Genomic DNA, 17838 nt, shown 5'->3' with positions numbered 1-17838 from the left:
AAGTGGTTTCCCGGTTACCGTGGGGAGCGGGTCAGTCGGTGAGGCGGTAGTTGCCGGCGCTTGGCACGGTCACCACGGTCCATGCGCCGTCCGGGGCGAGCGTCGCCCGACCGTCCACCCGCAACCAGCGGCTGTGTCGCATCCGTATCCGGACCGTGCCGGGGCCCGACATGCGGAAGGTCAGCGACGCGGCGTCCTGCCCCATCAACTCCCCGGGGGCGGCCACCAGCGGCGTCGGGTCGGACACCGCGTAGAGCCGCCAGTGCCGTTCGGACCAGACCTCGGTGAGGTACGGCAGCCCGCCGTCGACCAGTTCCGCCTCCGCGCGCCCCACCCAGGACAGGTCGGCGTCGGGCACGGCGACGTACTGCACGGCGTTGTCGGCCAGCCAGGCCCGGTAGCTCTCGGCGGTCAGCGGAACGCCGGTCCCGGCGGCGCCCGGCACGGTCGTGAAGAAGAGCGGATTGCGGGCGATGTCGGCCTGTCGCAACCAGCCCCGCGCCAGCGGGACGTCGCCGAGGAGGGCAGCCTCCCAGTAGTCGCGGGTCGGCGGCACCTCGACCCGCCCGGTGAGCCCACGTCGCGCCAGCTCGGCGCGCAGCGGGGCGAAGTAGGCCGGCTCGGTCGTCGGGCCGCCGACGCCACGCAGGTCGGCCGGCACCACCGGGGGCTGCCACCAGCAGACGGCGGCCAGCAGCGCCGCCAGGGCGGTGCCGGCCGCCCCGCCCCGACGCAGCGCGGCCGGCAGCCGCCAGGTGGCCCGCTCCGGCAGCCGGGCGGCGGCGGCCAGCACCGGCAGCGCGAACATCACCACCAGCCGGGTCGCGTTCAGCCCGACCGGCGTGTGCACCAGCGCGGCGAGCAGCACCCCGGCCGCCGACAGCAGCGCGCCCACCCGGACCGGCCGGTACGCCACCAGCGCGGCCACCACCAGGCTGGCCAGCACGGCGCGCAGGGTGTCGGTACGGCTGATGTTCATCCAGCCGCCCTCGCCGAACAGCAGCCCGGTCACGGCCAGCGGGGCCGCCGCGGCGACCCCGAGCAGCAGGCCGTCGCCGTACCGGCGGGTGAGCAGCAGCGCGGCCCCGGCCAGCCCGACGAACAGGCCGGCGACCGGGCTGGTCGCCGAGGCCAGCAGCGCTGCGGCAGCGGCCAGCCCGACACGCAGGCAGCGGCGGCCAGGGGGCACGCTCGTCGGCAGGGTGAGCGCGAGCAGTGCGGCGAGCCCGAACGCCACGCCGAGGCCGTAGGTGACCCGGCCGGAGACGAGGTTGCCGGCGATGGTGGCCGCCCCGACCAGGCCGCCGAGCAGCGGGCGGGGCACCCCGGTACGCACCAGCAGCGCGGCGAACGCCGCCGCCGCGCCCACCAGCGCGAGGACGCCGGTCACCCGGACGCCGAGGACAGCCATCACCGGCGGGGAGACCAGGCTGTAGCCGAGGGGCTGGATGCCGCCGTACCACCGCAGGTCCACCAGGGCGGGGCCGTGCGCGGCGAAGAAGTCGGCGCGGGCCACCTGGGCCGAGAGGTCGGAGCCCATCCTCGGCAGGAGCAGGTACCCCACGCCCAGGACGGCCGCAAACCCGGCGGACACCGCCACCACCGCACCGCGTCGCATGCCCACCTCCGTACCGCGACCACCGTACTGGCAGCATGGCGGGCGTGCCTCACCACCTCGCGCGCTGGACGGGTTTGACCGGTTCCCTGCTGCTCGCCCTGTCCGCGTACCTCGGCGGGGCGTTCCCGAAGGGTGACCTGCGCCCCACCCCGGTCAGTATCTGGCAGGGGCCGAACGGGCCGCTGATCATCGCAGCCTGGCTACTCGGCACCGCCCTGATGGCCTGGGCGTGGTGGTCGCTGCGGGACGGGACGCCGTCCGCGCGCTGGGCCCTGGTCACCGTCGGGCTCTGGCTGCTGCCGTTGCTGGTCGTCCCGCCGATGGCCAGCCGGGACGTCTACGCGTACGCCTGCCAGGGCGCCAGCTACGCCAACGGGATCAGCCCGTACGAGCAGGGCGTGTCCGCGCTGCCCTGCCCGTGGCTGGACTCCATCTCGTACATCTGGCGGGACACCCCGGCCCCGTACGGGCCGCTGTTCGTGGTGCTCGCCGGGGCGGTGGTGAAGGCGACGGGTTCGCTGACCGCCGCCGTCGTCGCGTTCCGGCTGCTCGCGGTCGCCGGGGTGGCACTGACCGCCGCCTGCCTGCCGGTGCTGGCCCGCCGCTGCGGGGTCCCCGTCGGGCGGGCGCTCTGGCTGGCCCTGGCCAGCCCGCTCATCGGTGTGCACCTGGTGGCCGGTGCGCACAACGACGCGTTGATGGTCGGCCTGCTGGTCGCCGGTCTGGCCGTGGTGGCCGCCCGGCCCGGGCGGCCCGGCCCGCTGCTGGCCGGCGGGGTGCTGCTCGGCCTGGCCGTATCGATCAAGATCACCGGGTTGGTGGTGATCCCGTTCGCCGCGCTGGCCGCGATGGCCGGGCCGTACCGGATCCGGACCCTGCTCCGTGACGGTGCACCGGTGGTCGTGGGAGCGGTCGCCACGATGGTCGGGGTGACCTACGCCGGTGGCCTGGACTTCGGCTGGATCGGTGGCCTGGAGAGCGGGGGCGACGTGATCGCCTGGACGTCGCCCTCGACGGCCGTCGGCCAGACCGTCGGCTACGTCGCGGTGATCTTCGGGGCGCACGTCGACGCGCTGCCGGTGACCCGGGCCGTCGGCCTGGTCGTGCTGGCCGTGCTGCTGGTCTGGCTCTGGTGGCGGGCCCGCACCCGCGACCCGTTCTTCCACGCCGGCCTGGCGCTGGCCGCCACCGTCGCGCTTTCCCCGATCGTGCACCCCTGGTACTGGATCTGGCCGCTGACGGTGCTCGCCGCCACCGCCAGGCGGGGCACGTGGTTCGCCGGGGTCGCGCTGGTCGGATCATTCCTGGTGCTGCCGGACGGCACCGGCCTGGCCCGGTACACCAAGGTGCCCGGTGCGCCGCTGATGACGCTGTTGCTGATCTGGGTGGTCGTGCGATGGGTACGGTCGGCGAGGGCCGACCGCACCCCGACCCCCGCTGCCGCAGGAGCCGACTGAACCGGGGTGCGCCGGTGACCGCCCCCGAGGCGCCCGTCGACCGGGTGCGACCCGTACGCGCCCCAACGTCGACGGGACGGCAGCTCGCTCAGCCCCGCTGACTGCCGTCGGAGCTGAGCCGTCCTCGCCGTCAGGGCGGCGGGCCGGGCGATGTCCCGATGAGAAGCTCGGTTTTCCGGGGGTATGTCCCCGGCGTCCGGGCCGGAGTGGGCACACCATCGCGCGCCTATGGAGTTGCCCCGTCTGCGCGCCCACCCCGTCCCTGTCTTTGTGCCGCGCGTGTACGTGGCCTTGTCGCTGCCTTTCATTCGGGTGCGGTGCGGTGCCGTGCCGTGCCGTGCCGTGCCGTGCTGGGTCGTGCCGTGCTCGGTCGTGCCGTGCTGGGTCGTGTCGCAGCTCCCTAGCGTTCCGACCCCCGACCCCCCGCTCCCCATGGACCGTGCTGCGCCGACCGTGCTGCGCCGACCGTGTTGTGGCACGCCACATCGGGGTTGCCGGAGGTGCTTGACGGAGAGGGGTGCCACCTCTATGTTTAATCGACAAGTTAATTAACGAGGTGGTTAAGAGCGTGGCTACCGATCGACTCAGCGTCATCTTCGCGGCGCTGGCGGACCCGACCCGCCGGGCGATCCTTGCCCGGCTCGCCGAGGGGGACGCCACGGTGACGGAGCTGGCCGAGCCGTTCGCGATCAGCCTCCCGGCGATCTCCCGACACCTGAAGGTGCTCGAACACGCGGGGCTGATCTCCCGGAGCAGGTCCGCCCAGTGGCGCTCCAGCAGTCTCAACCCGGAGCCGCTGCGGGAGGCCACGGCCTGGATGGAGCGGTACCGGCGGTTCTGGGACGCGAACTTCGACCGGCTCGACGCGCACCTGCGGCGGATGCGGCAGGCACAGGCGGCACCCACCGACGACGAGAGCAAGCAATGAGAGAGGACAACGCCATGAGCGAGACCGAAGTCACCGAGATGCTGGTCATCACCCGGATCTTCGACGCGCCGCGCGAGCTGGTCTACCGGGCGTTCACCGACCCCGACCAGCTCGCCCAGTGGTTCGGCCCGGTGGGCTTCTCTGTGCCCCGGGAGACCGTCAGCGTCGACGCCCGGGTCGGCGGCCACCAGCGGTTCGTCATGGTCAACGACGCCGACCCGAGCTTCAGCTCACCGGTCGACGCCACGTTCAGCGAGGTGGTCGAGAACGAGCTGCTCGTCGGCCACGAGGAGGTGCACGGCGTCCCCGGCTTCCCGGACGGGGCCCGGCTGGAGATGCGGATCGAGTTCCACGACGAGGGCGACGACAAGACCCGCCTCGTGCTGTGCCAGGGCCCGTACACCCGGGAGATCGAGGCCGGCGCCCGGGAGGGCTGGGGCAGCTCCTTCGGCAAGCTGGACGCCCTGCTCGCCCGCTGAACGGGGGCGGCAGCCCCGCCCCGCCCGCCCTCGTCGGTCGGGGCGGGGCGGGGCCACCGACCGTTCAGCGCGCCGCGCCGCAGGTGGGGCAGCAGCCGCCCGACCGCCCCGAAAGTGGCCGGCCGCGGCGAGCCGCCAGCGCGAACAACACCAGGGCGGGGCCGAGCAGGGTGACGGCCGCGGCAATGCTGGCCAGGGCCGCCCAGTACGGGTTCCGCCCGACGAACTGCTCGGCCAGCTCCCGCACCGAGAGCAGGCCGGCTGGGGTGAGCAGCACCAGCAGCGCCCAGGCGCCTCGGGTGTCCCGGCGGAGGGCCAGGGCGAGCGCGAGCGCCAGCGCGACGATCAGCAGCGCGCCCCCGACGGCGCCCAGCGACCCCAGGGCGAAGCTGTGGTAGCTGACGTAGCCGTCCTCGGGCGCGAGCCGGCGGACGGCGAGCACGGCGGCGAGGGCGGCGACGGCTGCCGGGGTGAGGCGGACCCACAGGGGCAGCCGGTCCGGCAGGGCGAGCGCCAGCAGGCCCAGCGCGAGCTGCGGCACCAGCACGGACAGCGGCGGCCGGGGCGCGCCGGTCAGCGCCGCCGCCGGCACCACGAGCGCGGTGAGCAGCACGGCCAGACCGATCAGCGAGCGCGCGTGCCGGGCCGGGGCGAGCGCGTGGGTGACGGCGGCGACCAGCCAGGCGGCCCAGGCCACCACGCCCAGGCTGGCGAACGGGCCGAACGTTCGCAGCTGGAACTCCGGGGCCGGCGGGTGCGCTTCCAGCACCGACCACCCGGCCGCGAGGGCGGCCGCGGTGGGGAAGGCGAGGACGGCCGCGAGGCGTACCCCGGAGAGCAGGCCGGCGGTGCCGGCGACCCGCAGCCGCTCGCGGAGGCCGCCGCCCACGAGGTCGGCGGCGTCCGCGAGCGAAGGCCGACGCCGGCCCTCGCTCGCGAGATCGAGGTACGTTCCGACGAGCTCGGCACCCCGGTCCCGCCGGTACGCCGACGGGTACGCCCACAGCAGCCGCCGGTAGCGGCGCTCCAGCTCGCCCGTGCGAGCCCCTTCGTTTCCGCTCATGCCAGCCCTCCCGCCAGGCGTGCGGTGCCCGCCCGGGCGGCGGCCCGGCGGCTCAGCCGGGCGGTGGCCGCCTCGACGTTGCGGCGCAGCCGCTCGGTCTCGGCCGTGAGGGTGGCGTCGCCGGCAGGGGAGAGGCGGTAGTAGCGGCGCAGTCGGCCGTCCACGATCTCCTCCCGGTCGACCTGCACAAGGCCGGCGTCGACCAGCCGGTCCAGGGCGCCGTAGAGGGTGCCGGGGCGCAGCGAGACGCGCCCGTCGGAGATGGCGGCGACCTCGCCGATCAGCCCGTAGCCGTGCATCGGCTCCCCGGCCAGTGCGGTGAGGATCAGGAATGTTGGTTCGCGCAGCGGTGTGTCCACGCCCTCAATGTATCGGACGCGAAGTTATATCGGGGGGCGGTGCATCTGCGGGCGGCGTATCGGGTGACGGGCGAAAGACGGCCGGGCCGGCCCCGCGCGCTGCGGAGCCGGCCCGGCCGGTGCTGGAGGAGCGTGCTGACCCGAGGGCTCAGCAGTCGAAGTACATCGCGAACTCGTGCGGGGTCGGGCGCAGGCGCACCGGGTCGACCTCGTTGGCCCGCTTCCAGCCAACCCAGGTGGAGATCAGGTCCGGCGTGAACACGCCGCCGTCGAGCAGGTAGTCGTGGTCGGCCTCGAGCGCGTCGAGCACCTCGGGCAGCGAGCCCGGAACCTGCTTGACCGAACCCCACTCCTCCGGCGGCAGGTCGTACAGGTCCTTGTCGATTGGCTCCGGCGGCTCGATCTTGCTCTTGATGCCGTCCAGGCCGGCCATCATCATCGCCGAGAAGGCGAGGTACGGGTTGCTCGACGGGTCTGGCACCCGGAACTCGACGCGCTTGGCCTTCGCGTTGCTGCCGGTCACCGGGATGCGGGTGCAGGCGGACCGGTTGCGCTGCGAGTAGACCAGGTTGACCGGCGCCTCGTAGCCGGGCACCAAACGGCGGTACGAGTTGATCGTCGGGTTGGTGAAGGCCAACAGCGACGGGGCGTGGTGCAGCAGGCCGCCGATGTACCAGCGGGCCATGTCGGACAGGCCGGCGTAGCCGGTCTCGTCGTAGAACAGGGGCTCACCGTTCAGCCACAGGCTCTGGTGGGTGTGCATGCCCGAGCCGTTGTCGCCGAAGAGCGGCTTCGGCATGAACGTGGCCGTCTTGCCGTTGACCCAGGCCTCGTTCTTGATCAGGTACTTGAAGAGCTGGAGCTGGTCGGCCGACTGCAGCAGGGTGGAGAACTTGTAGTTGATCTCCGACTGGCCGGCGGTGCCGACCTCGTGGTGCGACCGCTCCACGGTGAAACCGGCGTCGACCAGGCGGCGGACCATGCTGTCGCGCAGGTCGGCGTAGTGGTCGACCGGCGGCACCGGGAAGTACCCGCCCTTGTACGGGGTCTTGTACCCGCGGTTGCCGCCCGGCTCCTCGCGGCCCGAGTTCCAGGCGCCCTCGATCGAGTCGATGTAGTAGAACGACTGGTGCGCCGAGGTCTCGTGGCGGATCGAGTCGAAGATGTAGAACTCGGCCTCGGCGCCGAAGTACGCGGTGTCGGCGATGCCGCTGGCGGCAAGGTACGCCTCGGCCTTCTTCGCCACGTTCCGCGGGTCCCGGGAGTACGCCTCGCGGGTGAACGGGTCGTGGACGAAGAAGTTGAGCGCGAGGGTCTTCTGCGCGCGGAAGGGGTCGATGAACGCGCTGGCGACGTCCGGGAGCAGGAGCATGTCCGACTCGTGGATCGTCTGGAAGCCGCGGATCGACGACCCGTCGAAGGCGAGACCGTCGTTGAAGACGCTGTCGTCGAAGGACTCCACCGGCAGGTTGAAGTGCTGCATCACGCCGGGCAGGTCACAGAAACGTACGTCGACGAACTTTACGTCCTCATTCTTGAGGTATCGCAGGAGTTCCTCGGGATTGGCGAACACACGTCCTCCTGGCACGTCCACGGGTGGCTGGCTCCTGGCGACGCTATGACCGCGCGGTTGCCCGGCCGTATCTTCAGTGTTTCTGTCGTGTTACGTCGCTCGCGCTGCGTCATCTTCGCCGGTCAGTAGCCATCCGTTGTCCGTTCGGAGGATACTCGGCGCGGCGTTGTACCGCAGATTACCGCCATTGGTCCGATTCGGCGGCCGGTGCCGATCCGACCATCGCGGCGTGCCTGACTACCCTTGGCGACTGTGACCACGCCGCAGCAGCCCGCGCCCCCCGCCACCGACCCCGGTTTCGTCCCGCCCACCCTGGGCCGTCGGTTCGGCGCCCTGGTGATCGACTGGGTGCTCTGTCTGCTGGTGTCCAACTTCTTCGCCGACCCGGTCCGCGACGGCTGGGCCCCCGTCGTGGTGCTGATCGTCGAGTACGCCCTCTTCCTCGGACTGTTCGCCCAGACCCCCGGCATGTACATCACCCGGATCCGGTGCCTGTCCTGGGCCGACGGCGGTCGGATCGGGCTGGTCCGCGCGCTGCTGCGCGGCGTCCTGCTGGCTTTGGTGGTTCCGGCCCTGATCATGGACGAGCACCGCCGCGGCCTGCACGACCGCCTAACCGGCTCGGCCATCACCCCCGCCCCCCGCCCGGCCGCTCCTCGGCCCGAGTGATCTCGCCGCGCCCCTACACGGAAAGCGCGCTATTTCACGGAAAGAGTGGCCTCCCGTCGCCGAGAGACCACTCTTTCCGTGAAATAGCGCGTCTTGCAGGCGGGGGGTGGGCGTGCGGCCCACGGGGGGGGGGGGGGGGTTAGCGGCCTCGGGTTTGGCGGAAGGCGTTGCGCTGTGGGCGCATGTTCTTCGGGATCGCGCCCTTGGGCATCTGTGGGCGGGCGGTGAGCGCCTTGAGCCGCTTGTCGAGGGCGTTGACGTCCTTGCCGCTGAGGCTGCGCGGCAGCCGCATCAGGGTCATTCGCAGCTTGCGGATCGGCAGCTCGCCCTCGGCCTGGCCGATCACGTAGTCGTAGAGCGGGGCGGAGCCGATGACCTTGGTCAGCCGCCGCTTCTCCTGCCCCAGCAGGCCGCGGACCCGCTGCGGGTTCCCCTCGGCCAGCAGGATCACGCCGGGGCGCCCGATCACCAGGTGCACCATGTCCATCTGGGTGGTGGCGCTGACGGCGGGGGTGACCCGCCAGTCGCCCCGCATGTTCTCCATGATCTGCGCCGCCGCGCCGGGCTGCCCCTCGGCGGCGTTCATCATCGCCTTGTTGGACCGCAGGTTGAGCACGATCAGCACGGCGAGCAGGGTGATCAGGATGCCCAGCGGCAGCCAGAACCAGCCCCAGAGGATCACCGCGACCACGGTCAGCGCGAGCGGGATCAGCACCGCGCCGGCGGTCAGCGGCGCGAACCACCGGTCCTGCTTGGCGGTGAACTGGAACACCATCCCGATCTGCTTCAGCCGCTGGCCGAACGAGACCTTCTCCTGGGGCTTTGCCATGTCGCAGAGTCTAGTGGTCGCCGTACAACGGGGTTGATCCGCGCCCGGTGCTCCGGCCGGTCAGGATCGGCGGGGCAGGACCGGCGCGGCGCGGCCGGTGCCGTGCCGGCCGGTGGACCCGGCTGCCGGGGGGCCGCCGGCCTGCTCGTGGTACTCCTCCTCGACGTTGACCGTCCACACGTCGTGCTCGTCGCCGTCGAGGATGTTCTCCACGGTCAGCATCGCGGTGAGCATCGAGTGGTCCTGGTTGTTGTAGCGGTGCATGCCGTTGCGGCCGACCGGGTGCACGTTCGGCACCGCCTCGGCGAGCCAGGCGCGGACGGTCTCCACGGCCTGCTCGTACCCGGCGTCGTAGAGCGGGTACGCCTTCGGCATCCGGACCACGTACCCGGCGGAGACCGCACCGGCGTCGACCAGCCCGAGCGCCTCCAGTTCGGCGGTGCCCAGGGCGATCAATTCGTCGTCGGCGGCGTCCCACAGGTCGTCGCCGACGTCGACGAAGTACTCCAGCCCCAGGCAGGTGAACCCCTCCCGCACCAGGTACGGCGACCAGGAGCCGAAGTTCTGCACCCGGCCGACCCGTACCCCCGGGGTGTGCACGTAGATCCAGTTGTCCGGGAAGCCGGCGGCGGCCGGCACCACCAGGGCCACGGTGAGGAAGTCGCGGTGCCGCAGCGCGTCGGCGGCGGCCAGCACCTCCGGCGGCGCGGGCGGGTCCACGGCCCGGACCAGCGCGGGCAGCGGCATGCTGCTGATCACGTGGTCGGCGGCGACCCGGCGCGTGCCGCCCTGCCCGGCCACGGTCACCGCGACCGCCCGGCCGTCGGCGCGGTGCACGGTCGCCGCCCGGGCCCCCAGCGTCACCACGCCGCCGGCCTCGGTGACCAGTTCGGCGCAGCGTTCCCACATCATCCCCGGGCCGAGCCGTGGGTACTGGAACTCCTCGATCAGGCTGGTGATGTCGGCCCGGGCCCGGCGGGGCAGCAGCGCGTTGCGCACCGCCCCGGCCAGCGACAGGTTGCGGATCCGCTGGGCCGCCCAGTCGGCCTGCAACTCGGTGGCCGGGATGCCCCAGACCTTCTCCGTGTACGTCTTGAAGAACATCCGGTACAGCCGGGTGCCGAAGCGGGCCGACACCCAGCCCTCGAAGTTGCTCTGGTCCGCGGGCGGTCGCATCCGCGCCCACAGGTACGACCCGACGCAGCGGGCCGCCTCGACGATCCCCAGGTTGCCCAGCGCGTTGCCGGCCCGCAGCGGGTAGTCGAACAGCCGGCCCCGGTAGTGGATCCGGCTCATCCGGGGGCGCAACAGGAAGTCGCCGTCGGGCAGCACCTCGTGCCAGAACGCCTCGACCCGGGCCACCTTGGTGAAGAACCGGTGCCCGCCGATGTCGAACCGCCAGCCGTCCCGCTCGACGGTGCGGCTGATCCCGCCCACCACGTCGTCCGTCTCGAGCACCTCGACGGGGGCGTTCCGCCTCGTCAGTTCGTAGGCGGCGGTCAGGCCGGCGGGACCGGCACCGATGATCACCGTATGTGGCAGGGGCATGACTAAATTCACCATCTTCGACGCCTGACGGCAAGTGCCGCCCCGCTGGGTGGGACGTCGAGTGCCGGGGCGCGCGGAAATTTAGCACGTGATCGGGCCGCTGTGGACCCGGCGTACGTCCGTCCGGCCCCGGTGCGCGCCGGGCCGACGGGTCAGGCGCGGACGGCGTCGCGGGCGTCCAGCGCCTGTCGGTAGAGCCGGCCGGCCCGGTACGACGAGCGCACCAGCGGACCGCTCATCACCCCGGCGAACCCGATCTCCTCGGCCTCCTCGCGCAGCTCCACGAACTCCTCCGGCTTGACCCAGCGGGTCACCGGGTGGTGCCGGGGCGTCGGGCGCAGGTACTGCGTGATGGTGATCAGCTCGCAGCCCGCCTCGTGCAGGTCGCGCAGGGCCTGGGACACCTCGGCCCGCTCCTCGCCCATGCCGAGGATGAGGTTGCTCTTGGTGACCAGGCCGTCGGCGCGGGCCTGCCGGATCACGTCCAGCGAGCGGTCGTAGCGGAACGCAGGCCGGATCCGCTTGAAGATCCGGGGCACCGTCTCGACGTTGTGCCCCAGCACCTCGGGGCGCGAGCCGAAGACCTCGGCGAGCTGCTCGGGGACCGCGTTGAAGTCGGGGATCAGCAGCTCCACGCCGCAGCCCGGCTGGAGCGCGTGGATCTGGCGGACCGTCTCGGCGTACAGCCAGGCGCCGCCGTCGGGCAGGTCGTCGCGGGCGACACCCGTGATCGTGGCGTAGCGCAGGCCCATCGACACCACGGACTCGGCCACCCGGCGCGGCTCGTCGGCGTCGAACTCGGCCGGCTTGCCCGTGTCGATCTGGCAGAAGTCGCAGCGCCGGGTGCACTGGTCGCCACCGATGAGGAAGGTGGCCTCCCGGTCCTCCCAGCACTCGTAGATGTTGGGGCAGCCGGCCTCCTGGCAGACGGTGTGCAGCCCTTCGCGCGAGACGAGCCCGCGCAGCTGGGTGTACTCCGGCCCCATCTTGGCCTTGACCTTGATCCACGGCGGCTTGCGTTCGATCGGTGTCTCGGCGTTGCGCGCCTCGATCCGCAGCATGCGCCGCCCCTCGGGGGCGACCGTGGCGGTACGCGCAGCGGGGCTGGTCGTCGGCTGCTCGGTCGGGGGCGTCGTCGGCGCGAAGTGCTCGATCGTCACGAATCGAGCCTACGCCGGACGGTCGCTGTCGATGGACGTGAGGCGACGGTCGTCACCCCCTGATCCCTGTGACGCCGCCCACCGCCACCGCCGAAAATCCCGTTACCCGCCCCGCGCAGGGTGCTAGCTTGCGGCAAAGCTGTGACGGAGCCGAGTAGCGCGCCGCCCCGCCAGTCGAGAGAGCCGCCGTTCGCTGCGAGGCGGTCTGGCGTCGGCGCGCGAAGACCCTCCCGAGCTGCGGGAAGAACGGCGTGTGCGCGGCAGCCCTGTCGTCGCCCGCCCAGTAGAGCCCGCCCGGCTGGCCCCGGTCATCAGGCGACGAATGAGGCCCCCGCGCGAGCGGTGGCGAAGGTGTGGTGGCACCGCGAGGACCCGCTCGCCCACGCCTCCCGGGGCTGAGGCGATGCTTCGCCGCCCTGCGGCGGCGAAGGCGTTGCGATTGATCGAGGAGCAGCCCGCCGTGCAACGCATCCTGTCCACCCAGCTCCCCGCCCACGCCGGCGCGACCGTCCGGGTCGCCGGCTGGGTGCACCGCCGCCGGCTGCTCAAGTCGGTGACGTTTTTGATCGTGCGGGACGCCGCCGGTCTGACCCAGGTCGTGGTCACCGACCCGGCCGTCCGCGCGGCCGTCGAGGCGCTCACCGAGGAGACCGTCGTCGAGGTGTTCGGCACGGCCACCGCGAACCCGGCGGCCCCCGCCGGGGTCGAGCTGACCGACCCGAGGGTACGACCGCTCGGCCCGCCCGCCGTCCCGCCCCCGTTCGACCTGTACCGGCCGGCGCTGACCGCGAGCCTGCCCACCCAGCTCGACCACGCGCCCGTCGCGCTGCGCCACCCGACCCGCTCGGCGGCGCTGCGGATCTCGGCGGCGGCGGTGGCCGGCTTCCGGGCCGCCCTGGACGCCCGTGACTTCGTGGAGATCCACACCCCGAAGGTGGTCGGCTCGTCGACCGAGTCCGGCGCGAACGTCTTCGCGCTGGACTGGTTCGGCCGGCCCGCGTACCTGGCCCAGTCGCCGCAGTTCTACAAGCAGCTCATGGTGGGCGTCTTCGAGCGGGTGTACGAGGTCGGGCCGGTGTTCCGGGCCGAGCCGCACGACACCGTCCGGCACCTCGCCCAGTACACCTCGCTCGACGCCGAACTGGGCTTCGTGGCCGACCACCGCGACGTCATGGCCGTGCTGCGGGACACCCTCGCCGGGATGCTGGCGACCGTGGCGGACCGGGCCGGCGCCGCCCTGGCCACGCTGGGCGTGACCCCGCCGGAGGTGCCGGCGCGGATCCCGGAGGTGCACTTCACCGAGGCCCTGCGGATCGCCGGCGCCCCGGCCGACGAGCCGGACCTGGCCCCCGCCCACGAGCGGGCGCTGGGGGAGTGGGCCCGCGCCGAGCACTCCTCGGAGTTCCTCTTCGTCACCGGGTACCCGATGGCGAAGCGGCCGTTCTACACCCACCCCGACCCGGCCCGGCCGGCGTACTCCAACGGTTTCGACCTGCTGTTCCGAGGGCTGGAGCTGGTCACCGGCGGGCAGCGCCTGCACGGGTACGACGACTACCTGGCCGCCCTCGCGGCGCGCGGCGAGCCGGTCGGACCGTACGCGGGCTATCTCGACGCGTTCCGGCACGGCATGCCGCCGCACGGCGGCTTCGCGATCGGGCTGGAACGCTTCGTCGCCCGCCTGGTCGGCGCGGCCAACGTCCGCGAGGTCACCGCATTCCCCCGTGACCTGCACCGGCTCACCCCCTGAGCGGCCGATTCCTGCTCGGCGCCTACGCGGCGTCACGGCCCGGCCGGTCGCGCGTCCCCGTCACCCACCGTCAGCCGTGGCGGGCTGGCTGCCTCAGGCCACCCCGCCACGGCTATCCCTGACCTGCGTCGACCCCGCCCACCTCAACCCCCCACTCCGCCCCTTTGCTCTGCACCCACCGGCGCAACAGGCACGTGCAGTAACTGTTGCGTCGGTGGGTGCAGAGCAAAGCGAGTGGGAGGGGTGGGTGCTGGGGACGGGTGGTGCCGGTGCGTCAACGGAGTGGTCGGTCGTGGGTCAGGCCGGGCCGAGGAGGTCCCAGGGGTTGCCGGCGATGTCGCGGAAGACGGCCACCCGGCCGTACGGCTCGGTGCGCGGAGGCCGGACGAACTCGACGCCCGCGTCGACGAGGCGGCGGTGGGTGGACTCGAAGTCGTCGACCCGGAGGAAGAAGCCGACCCGGCCGGCGGTCTGGTCGCCGACCGCAGCCTCCTGCCGCTCCCCGTCGGCGCGGGCCAGCAGCAGGCCGGTCCGCGCGCCTGGCGGGCGGACCACCACCCAGCGCTTCGGGCGGCCGTCGTTGGTCAGCGAGGGACTGTCCTCGACCAGCTCGAAGCCGAGCAGCTCGGTGAAGAAGGCGATGGCCGGGTCGTACTCGGCGACGACGAGGGTGACGAGGTCGATCTGCATCCGCCGAGCCTAGAAGCCTGTCGAGCATGGAAGCCTGTCGAGCCTAGAAGGCCGCCGCGCCTGGGCGGGCTCAGGCGGGCAGGGTGACCAGGGCGGACAGGTGGCGCTCGACGACCGGCAGCATGTCGGCGACGGTGACCGGGCGGCCCAGTTCCGCGGTGAGCGAGGTGACCCCGGCGTCGCGGATGCCACACGGCACGATCCGGTCGAAGTACGCCAGGTCGCAGTCGCAGTTGATCGAGAAGCCGTGCAGGGTGACTCCCCGGGCGACCCGGATGCCGATGGCGGCCACCTTGCGGGCCGGGCCCTTCGCGTCCTCGGGCACCCAGACGCCGCTGCGCCCCTCGACCTGGCCGGCGGCCAGCCCGAACTCGGCGCAGACATCGATCAACAACTGCTCGGTGCGGCGCACGTACGCGACCACGTCCACCGGGTCGGGCAGCCGCACGATCGGGTACCCGACGAGCTGCCCCGGGCCGTGCCAGGTGATCTTGCCGCCCCGGTCGACGTCGACGACCGGGGTGCCGTCCATCGGCCGGTCCCACGGCTCGGTGCGCTTGCCCGCGGTGTAGACGCTCGGGTGCTCCAGCAGCAGCACCGTGTCGCCGCGCTCGCCGGCCACCACCGACTCGTGCAGCCGCCGCTGCTCGTCCCACGCGGCCTGGTAGTCGAGCACCCCTGCACGTACGGCGGTCAGCCCCGGAATCGTCGCGGTCACGCCCACCAGCCTAGCCCCGTACCGGCCGGTCACCTGCGGTGAGCCGGCTCACCACCGACGTGCCGGGGGTCAGGCCGGGGGAACCTTCCACAGCCAGACGTCGTCGACGCGCTGCGGGGGGCCGAGCAGGGCGGTGGCGGTGCGGCGCAGGGCCTCCTCGTCGAGGTCGTACTTGGCGCCGTGCACCCGGTCAGCGAGCACCACCACCTCGACGCCCCAGTACCGCAGGTCGGCCAGGGACTCCTCAATGCTGCCCTCGGTGATGATCGGCACCAGCCCGGTCTGGCCGGCCTGGTGCATCAGGGTGTCGAAGGTGCGCGGCGGCGGGCCGATCCGGCCCCGGCCGTCCGGGCCGCCCGGGCCGAGGAAGAACCCGGCCGGGATGCGGAACTCACCCTGCCGGTGGGCCAGCGCGTACGCCTGCCAGCGCTGCCCGTCCGGGGTCACGTCGAGGGTCAGCGGCAGCGGGGTGAGCACCCCGCCCGGGGAGACGTACTGTCGCCAGGTGCCGGCCGTGACGAACGCCGGCACCGGCTCGCGGGCGCTGGTCAGCAGCGGGGTGGGCAGCAGCGGCAGCAGCGCCGCCGCGAAGCCGAGGCCCCAGGCGGCGGACGTGGCGCGGTGCCGGGGCGGGTCGGCGCGCAGCCGGTCGACGGTGTACGCCAGCAGCAGCCCGATCACCGGGGCCACCACCAGGGCCAGCCGGGACGGCAGGGCGGCGTTGACCACCGGCAGGTTGTCCAGCAACAGGAACGGCAGCGGCCGGTCGGTGCGCTCGCCGTTCCACTTGGCCCGGGGGCCCCAGGACAGCACCGCGAAGACCACGCCGGTGACGCCCAGCGCCCACACGGTGGCCCGGCGGGCCCGGTCCCGCCGCCACAGGTAGCCGAGGCAGACGGCGGCGAGCAGCAGCAGCGGCACCCCGAAGAACGAGTTCTCCTCGGTCGGGTTGGGCGCGAGCGAGGTGCCCAGCCCGGCCTCGCCGGCCAGCGACCGGCGCGGGTACGCCCCGTACGCGGCAACGTCCTCGGAGTGGACGATCGGGTCGAAGCCGGTGCCGTGGAACCGCTGCGGCCCGGCGAAGTGCAGCCACAGCGGGTACGCCAGCAGCACCCCGGCGGTCAGCGCGGTGACGCCCAGCCCGCGCAGGAAGGTGGGCAGCGCGGCCCGGGCGGCGGCCCGCCGGCTCGGGTGCAGCGCCCAGACGGGCAGGAAGACGCCGAGCGCCAGGGCGGTGAAGAACAGCCCCTCGGCGGCGATGGAGAAGGCCGCCGCTACGGCGACTCCGAGCACGATCCCGTCGCGCAGCCAGTGCCCGGAGCGGCGCAGCGCGAACAGCCGCCAGACCAACAGCGGAACCAGCCAGCCGGCCGTCCAGTTCAGGTGGGCGTTGGCGTGCGACACCATGCCGGGGGAGTACGCGACGAACAGCGCGCCGATCGCCGCCGCGAGCCGGCTGTGGACGAACTGCCGGGACAGCAGCAGGTACCAGGCCACCGCCGTGGCGGCCAGGTTGAGGGTGAGGATCACCAGGAACGTCGCCGGCGGCCCGACCAGGTACGTCAGCGGGGCGAACACCGCGGCGTACACGGTGATCGAGGTGTTGACCGCGAGGTTCACCCCGTCGGGGACGTTGATCAGGTACGTGAACAGCGGGTTCTCGCCGTGGGTGAGCGCGTGCCCGCCGAAGGCGAGTAGCCACTCGAACAGCGCCTGGTCGCTGGAGTTCACGGTGATCGCCCGCTGGTCCGGGTCCCGCCACAGCCCGCTGGTCACCCAGACCGCGAGCGCCAGCGCGACGAGGACGACGGCGAGGTCGGCCCGCCGGTCGCGGCTGCGTGCCGGGGTGGCGGCGGGGGCGGGCGTCGGTCCGGTGGCCGGGGACGGGGAGGACGGCACGCAGCGGACGTTACCAACCGGACCTGGACCCGCCGGTCAGACACGGAGGCTTGGCCGCTTGCAGTCCCCGGAGCTGCGCAACTGCCGACGGGGTTGCGCGGGGTCCCTCGGCGTCGAGGGCCCCGGGCTCAGTCGTGCAGGGCGGCGCGCAGGGCGCCCGGCAGGTCGGGATGGCGGTAGGTGAAGCCCGCCCGGGTCAACACCCCCGGGAGGACCCGGGCGCTGGTCAGCGCCTCCTGGGCGAAACCGCCGAGGGCCACCTTCAGGGCCAGCGCCGGGATCGGCACGACCGCCGGGCGGTGCAGCCGGCGGGCCAACTCCCTGGTGAACTCGGCGTTGGTGACCGGGGCCGGGCCGACCCCGTTGACCGGGCCGGCCACGTCGTCGCGGTCCAGCAGGAACTGCGCCACGCGCAGCCAGTCGACCATCGAGATCCACGGCAGCCACTGCCGGCCGCTGCCGAGTCGCCCCGCGACGCCCAGCTTGAACGGCAGCAGCTGCGGCTTGAGCAGCCCGCCGTCGCGGTGCAGCGGCAGCCCGGTACGCAGCCGGACCACCCGTACCCCGGCGTCCTCGGCCGGGCGGGTGGCCGCCTCCCAGACCCGGCACACGTCGGCGAGGAAGCCCTCGCCCGCCGGGGCGTCCTCCTCGACCACCCGGTCGCCCGTGTTGCCGTACCAGCCGACGGCCGAGGCGTTCAGCAGCACCGCCGGGCGGTCGGCGGCCGGCATGCCGGCGATCGTGATGGCCAGCGTGGTGGTGGTGTCGACCCGGCTGGACCGGATCAGCCGCTTGTACGCGTCGTTCCACCGCTTGTCTCCGACGCCCGCGCCGGCCAGGTTGACCACGGCGTCGGCGTCGGCGACCACCGCCGGGTCGAGCTGCGCGCCGGACGGATTCCACCGTCGCTCGTCGGTGGTACGCGCCGCCCGCCGGACCAGGCGGGTGACCTGGTGCCCGTCGGCTTTCAGGCGGTCGACCAACCGGGTACCGAGGAAGCCGGACGCGCCGGCCATGAGGATGCGCATACCCCCATCTTCGGGTACGGCACCCCGTTAGATGCGGTGAGCGGGAGGAAGGAGCGCTCAGCTCACGGGGCCG

16 protein-coding genes are annotated in these 17838 nt (G+C 73.2%); 5 read left to right on the top strand and 11 right to left on the bottom strand.

What is annotated here, in order from left to right:
* Positions 1-31: 31 nt before the first annotated feature.
* The gene (locus tag ACH4T9_RS11930) at positions 32-1618 is read right to left on the bottom strand and encodes a hypothetical protein (RefSeq protein ID WP_396671058.1); all 1587 of its coding nucleotides are present in this window, start codon (positions 1616-1618) and stop codon (positions 32-34) included.
* Between the two features lie 44 nt (positions 1619-1662).
* On the opposite strand from ACH4T9_RS11930, the gene mptB reads away from it, so the two are divergent.
* From mptB to ACH4T9_RS11915, 3 genes are all read left to right on the top strand, one after another.
* The gene (gene mptB, locus ACH4T9_RS11925) at positions 1663-3075 is read left to right on the top strand and encodes a polyprenol phosphomannose-dependent alpha 1,6 mannosyltransferase MptB (protein WP_396671057.1); all 1413 of its coding nucleotides are present in this window, start codon (positions 1663-1665) and stop codon (positions 3073-3075) included.
* Positions 3076-3643: 568 nt separating this feature from the next.
* On the top strand, positions 3644-4003 hold the full coding sequence (locus ACH4T9_RS11920) for an ArsR/SmtB family transcription factor (protein WP_396671056.1): 360 nt from the start codon (positions 3644-3646) through the stop codon (positions 4001-4003).
* 14 nt (positions 4004-4017) lie between these two features.
* Positions 4018-4482, top strand: coding sequence for an SRPBCC domain-containing protein (locus ACH4T9_RS11915; RefSeq protein WP_396671055.1), 465 nt, complete (start codon positions 4018-4020; stop codon positions 4480-4482).
* A gap of 64 nt (positions 4483-4546) precedes the next feature.
* On the opposite strand, the gene ACH4T9_RS11910 is transcribed toward ACH4T9_RS11915, so the two are convergent.
* The 3 genes from ACH4T9_RS11910 to glnA form a co-directional block, all read right to left on the bottom strand.
* Positions 4547-5545: a hypothetical protein gene (locus ACH4T9_RS11910; protein ID WP_396671054.1), complete on the bottom strand. Its 999-nt coding sequence runs from the start codon at positions 5543-5545 to the stop codon at positions 4547-4549.
* Complete coding sequence (locus ACH4T9_RS11905) at positions 5542-5904, bottom strand: PadR family transcriptional regulator (protein WP_396671053.1); 363 nt, start codon at positions 5902-5904, stop codon at positions 5542-5544. The genes ACH4T9_RS11910 and ACH4T9_RS11905 overlap by 4 nt, the downstream gene beginning before the upstream one ends.
* A 148-nt stretch (positions 5905-6052) precedes the next feature.
* Positions 6053-7477 carry a type I glutamate--ammonia ligase gene (gene glnA, locus ACH4T9_RS11900; RefSeq protein WP_396671052.1) on the bottom strand — a complete coding sequence of 475 codons (1425 nt, stop codon included), beginning with the start codon at positions 7475-7477 and terminating at the stop codon, positions 6053-6055.
* A gap of 252 nt (positions 7478-7729) precedes the next feature.
* Between glnA and ACH4T9_RS11895 the strand changes: the two genes are divergently transcribed.
* Positions 7730-8146 (top strand): RDD family protein, encoded by a 417-nt coding sequence (locus ACH4T9_RS11895; RefSeq protein ID WP_396671051.1) that lies wholly within the window; start codon positions 7730-7732, stop codon positions 8144-8146.
* A gap of 139 nt (positions 8147-8285) precedes the next feature.
* Here the strand turns inward: ACH4T9_RS11895 and ACH4T9_RS11890 are convergent, their stop codons facing one another.
* The 3 genes from ACH4T9_RS11890 to lipA form a co-directional block, all read right to left on the bottom strand.
* The gene (locus ACH4T9_RS11890) at positions 8286-8975 is read right to left on the bottom strand and encodes a DUF4191 domain-containing protein (protein ID WP_396671050.1); all 690 of its coding nucleotides are present in this window, start codon (positions 8973-8975) and stop codon (positions 8286-8288) included.
* A gap of 60 nt (positions 8976-9035) precedes the next feature.
* Positions 9036-10523 (bottom strand): NAD(P)/FAD-dependent oxidoreductase, encoded by a 1488-nt coding sequence (locus ACH4T9_RS11885; protein ID WP_396671049.1) that lies wholly within the window; start codon positions 10521-10523, stop codon positions 9036-9038.
* A 152-nt stretch (positions 10524-10675) separates the two neighbouring features.
* Positions 10676-11683 carry a lipoyl synthase gene (gene lipA / locus ACH4T9_RS11880; RefSeq protein WP_396671048.1) on the bottom strand — a complete coding sequence of 336 codons (1008 nt, stop codon included), beginning with the start codon at positions 11681-11683 and terminating at the stop codon, positions 10676-10678.
* 460 nt (positions 11684-12143) lie between these two features.
* Between lipA and aspS the strand changes: the two genes are divergently transcribed.
* Entirely contained in the window at positions 12144-13430 is a 1287-nt protein-coding gene (gene aspS / locus ACH4T9_RS11875) for an aspartate--tRNA(Asn) ligase (RefSeq protein WP_396671467.1), read from the top strand.
* Between the two features lie 297 nt (positions 13431-13727).
* Here aspS and ACH4T9_RS11870 read toward each other — a convergent pair whose 3' ends face one another.
* From ACH4T9_RS11870 to ACH4T9_RS11855, 4 genes are all read right to left on the bottom strand, one after another.
* Positions 13728-14120, bottom strand: coding sequence for a VOC family protein (locus tag ACH4T9_RS11870; RefSeq protein ID WP_396671047.1), 393 nt, complete (start codon positions 14118-14120; stop codon positions 13728-13730).
* 70 nt (positions 14121-14190) lie between these two features.
* Positions 14191-14838 (bottom strand): lipoyl(octanoyl) transferase LipB, encoded by a 648-nt coding sequence (gene lipB, locus ACH4T9_RS11865; protein WP_396671046.1) that lies wholly within the window; start codon positions 14836-14838, stop codon positions 14191-14193.
* 69 nt (positions 14839-14907) lie between these two features.
* A complete protein-coding gene (locus tag ACH4T9_RS11860; protein ID WP_396671045.1) occupies positions 14908-16737 on the bottom strand; it encodes a DUF2079 domain-containing protein in 1830 nt (609 codons plus the stop codon).
* A 128-nt stretch (positions 16738-16865) separates the two neighbouring features.
* Positions 16866-17765, bottom strand: a complete 900-nt coding sequence (locus ACH4T9_RS11855) for a TIGR01777 family oxidoreductase (protein WP_396671044.1) — start codon at positions 17763-17765, stop codon at positions 16866-16868.
* Positions 17766-17838: the final 73 nt, after the last annotated feature.

Source organism: Micromonospora sp. NPDC020750, assembly GCF_044334565.1.
Taxonomy (GTDB): Bacteria; Actinomycetota; Actinomycetes; order Mycobacteriales; family Micromonosporaceae; genus Micromonospora.
The sequence above is the reverse complement of the archived record's forward strand: the minus strand, read 5'-3'. Positions and strand labels throughout refer to the sequence as shown.